Origin of the sequence: Rhizobium sp. AAP116 (assembly GCF_001295785.1) — a bacterium.
Lineage (GTDB): Bacteria > Pseudomonadota > Alphaproteobacteria > Rhizobiales > Rhizobiaceae > Allorhizobium.
This window is the reverse complement of the sequence record NZ_LJIB01000040.1, coordinates 2,501-5,000: the sequence shown is the minus strand read 5'-3', so window position 1 is coordinate 5,000 and position 2,500 is coordinate 2,501. Positions and strand designations below refer to the sequence as shown.

The 2,500-nt window shown below is 52.3% G+C and carries 1 rRNA gene (only partly in view); it reads right to left on the bottom strand.

Annotated features, from left to right (window positions below):
* Positions 1-2,195 (bottom strand): 23S ribosomal RNA (locus IP85_RS19785) (it extends 604 nt beyond the left edge of the window).
* Positions 2,196-2,500: the final 305 nt, after the last annotated feature.

Sequence of the window (2,500 nt, the reverse complement as noted above, 5' to 3'; positions counted from 1 at the left end):
CGCGCCTCCGTTACTCTTTCGGAGGCGACCGCCCCAGTCAAACTACCCACCATACACTGTCCCGGATCCGGATGACGGACCGCGGTTAGACATCCATGACGATAAGGGTGGTATTTCAAGGATGGCTCCACAGAAACTGGCGTCCCTGCTTCAAAGCCTACCACCTATCCTACACATGCCGACACGAATGCCAGTGTAAAGCTATAGTAAAGGTGCACGGGGTCTTTCCGTCTGACCGCAGGAACCCCGCATCTTCACGGGGAATTCAATTTCACTGAGTCTATGTTGGAGACAGCGGGGAAGTCGTTACGCCATTCGTGCAGGTCGGAACTTACCCGACAAGGAATTTCGCTACCTTAGGACCGTTATAGTTACGGCCGCCGTTTACTGGGGCTTCGATTCAAAGCTTGCACCTCTCCTCTTAACCTTCCAGCACCGGGCAGGCGTCAGACCCTATACGTCGTCTTGCGACTTCGCAGAGCCCTGTGTTTTTGATAAACAGTCGCTACCCCCTGGTCTGTGCCACCCCATTACACTTGCGTATAAAGGGGTCACGCTTCTTCCGAAGTTACGCGTGCAATTTGCCGAGTTCCTTCAACATAGTTCTCTCAAGCGCCTTGGTATACTCTACCTGACCACCTGTGTCGGTTTCGGGTACGGTCTGTACGGTGGAGCTATTTCCTGGAACCGCTTCCCCGCCCAGACAATCCAATAAGTCTGAACAAGTTACGCGATCCGTCACTACCACCAGGCCCACGAATATTAACGTGGTTCCCATCGACTACGCATTTCTGCCTCATCTTAGGGGCCGGCTAACCCTGCTCAGATTAACTTTAAGCAGGAACCCTTGGTCTTTCGGCGAGGGGGTCTCTCACCCCCTTTATCGTTACTCATGTCAACATTCGCACTTCCGATACCTCCAGGGCCCCTCACGGGTACCCCTTCACAGGCTTACGGAACGCTCCGCTACCACTTGCAGTAAACTGCAAATCCTCAGCTTCGGTGCATGGCTTTAGCCCCGTTACATTTTCGGCGCAAAGACCCTTATTTAGACCAGTGAGCTGTTACGCTTTCTTTAAATGATGGCTGCTTCTAAGCCAACATCCTGGTTGTTTTGGGATCCTCACATCCTTTCCCACTTAGCCATGACTTGGGGACCTTAGCTGGAGGTCAGGGTTGTTGCCCTCTTCACGACGGACGTTAGCACCCGCCGTGTGTCTGCCGACTAGTACTCCCAGGTATTCGGAGTTTGGTTAGGATCAGTAAGACGGTGAGTCCCCATAGCCCATCCAGTGCTCTACCCCCTGGGGTATTCGGTCGACGCTCTACCTAAATAGATTTCGCGGAGAACCAGCTATCTCCGAGTTTGATTGGCCTTTCACCCCTAGCCACAAGTCATCCCGATCTATTGCAACAGATATGGGTTCGGCCCTCCAGTTGGTGTTACCCAACCTTCAGCCTGCTCATGGCTAGATCACTCGGTTTCGGGTCTAATGCAACTAACTGAACGCGCTATTAACACTCGCTTTCGCTGCGCCTACACCTACCGGCTTAAGCTTGCTAGTTACACTAAGTCGTTGACCCATTATACAAAAGGTACGCCGTCAGGCTTGCGCCCTCCGACTGCTTGTAGGCATCCGGTTTCAGGTTCTATTTCACTCCCCTTGTCGGGGTGCTTTTCACCTTTCCCTCACGGTACTTGTTCGCTATCGGTCATGCACGAGTACTTAGGCTTGGAGAGTGGTCTCCCCATGTTCAGACAGGATTTCACGTGTCCCGCCTTACTCAAGGACAATGAGTGTTCTACGCTTACGGGGCTATCACCCACTCTAGCCAGGTTTTCCAACCTGTTCAGCTTTATTCCTCATTGCCACTGGCCTGGTCCGCGTTCGCTCGCCACTACTTGCGGAGTCTCGGTTGATGTCCTTTCCTGCAGGTACTTAGATGTTTCAGTTCCCTGCGTTCGCTTCTAACCCCTATGTATTCAGAGTTAGATACCTTATCACAATGCTTGGAAACCCAAGCCGACCTTGCGATCAGTTTGGATTCTCCAAGCATTTAAGGTGGGTTTCCCCATTCGGATATCCATGGATCAAAGCTTATTCGCAGCTCCCCACGGCTTTTCGCAGCGTATCACGTCCTTCTTCGCCTGTGCATGCCAAGGCATCCACCAAATGCCCTTACGACACTTAATCGTTCTCATTGCCAATGCTCATCTATAGCTCAATCAGACCTTGCGGTCAGATCCAGCAATCCGGCTACCTTTTACAACCAGACCATTCAGATGCCATCGACGTGTTCGACAAGTCTGCTTTATTGGAGCTACGCCGAGCAGCTCACTTGCAGCTTGTCTTTAAGACCAGCTTCTCGAGATTAAATCCGGGATCGCGCGGTCAGGCAACGATCATCAGCAATCCGTCAGAGGCACATAAGCGCCAACAACGAACGACCAGAGCGACAGGCTTCCTACCTACCTCCAGTCCTTCACCAGGTTCAGGCC